The sequence below is a fragment of the Komagataeibacter kakiaceti JCM 25156 genome, from assembly GCF_000613305.1.
Genome location: NZ_BAIO01000625.1, coordinates 1 through 1,201, shown reverse-complemented (window position 1 = coordinate 1,201; position 1,201 = coordinate 1). Strand labels below are relative to the sequence as shown.

Here is a 1,201-nt window from a genome sequence, read left to right as displayed (position 1 = left end):
CGGAGGTGGCAGGGCCGGGCTTCGTCAACATGACGCTTGCGGCCAGCGTCTGGCAGGACGTGGCGCGCGAGGTGCTGGAAGCGGGCGAGGCGTATGGCAACGGCACGGCGGGCCACGGCGTGAAGGTGAACGTGGAATATGTCTCCGCCAACCCGACCGGGCCGATGCATGTCGGCCATTGCCGCGGGGCCGTGGTGGGCGACGTGCTGGCCAACCTGCTGGCCAAGGCCGGATACGCGGTCACGAAGGAATATTACATCAACGACGCGGGCGCGCAGGTCATCGCGCTGGCCTGGGCGGCTTACTGGCGCTACCTCCAGGCGCTTGGCACCCGCATGACGGAAGACGCCTTCGCGGCGCTGGTGCCCGGCGGCGCGATCCAGTACGGCGGCGACTATCTGGTACCCGTGGGCGAGGCGCTGGTCAGCCGCCACGGGGGCAGTCTGGCGGCGGCGGACGCGAACCCGGCCGACCCTTCCGTATGGCTGGACACCGTGAAGGCCGAGACGGTTGACATGATGATGGCCATGATCCGCGAGGATCTGGACGCCCTTGGCGTGCATCATGACGTCTTCACCAGCGAGGCGCGGATTCTGGCCGATGGTGAAACCGACCGCGCCATTGCCCGGCTGGAGGAAAAGGGCCTGATCTACGAAGGCGTGCTGGAGCCGCCCAAGGGCAAGCTGCCCGATGACTGGGAAGCCCGCCCGCAGACCCTGTTCCGCTCCACCGAGTTCGGTGATGACGTGGACCGCCCGCTGCGCAAGTCGGATGGGTCGAACACCTATTTCGCCAATGACATCGGCTACCATGCCGACAAGATCCGCCGGGGCGCGGATGTGCTGGTGGATGTGTGGGGGGCCGACCATGGCGGCTACGTCACGCGCATGAAGGCGGCCGTGGCGGCGCTGGCGCAGGATGGCCGCCCGGTGCTCGATGTGCTGCTGTGCCAGATCGTGCGCATCGTGCGTGATGGGGAACCGGTACGCATGTCCAAGCGCGCCGGGACGTTCGTGACGCTGCGCGACCTGATTGACGAGGTCGGGCGTGACGCCGTGCGCTTTACCATGCTGACCCGCAAGGCCGATGCGCAGATGGAATTCGATCTGGATCAGGTCGTGGCGCAGAGCCGTGACAACCCGGTCTTCTACGTGCAGTACGCCCATGCGCGCTGCTGTTCGGTGCTGCGCGCGGCGGCGGG

General features: G+C 67.5%; 1 protein-coding gene. It reads left to right on the top strand.

Translation table 11 applies throughout. The annotated features are described in order from the left end of the window. Window positions 1-1,201, top strand: a 1,201-nt coding sequence (locus JCM25156_RS17285; protein ID WP_025814138.1) for an arginine--tRNA ligase, incomplete at both ends; no start/stop codon positions are given.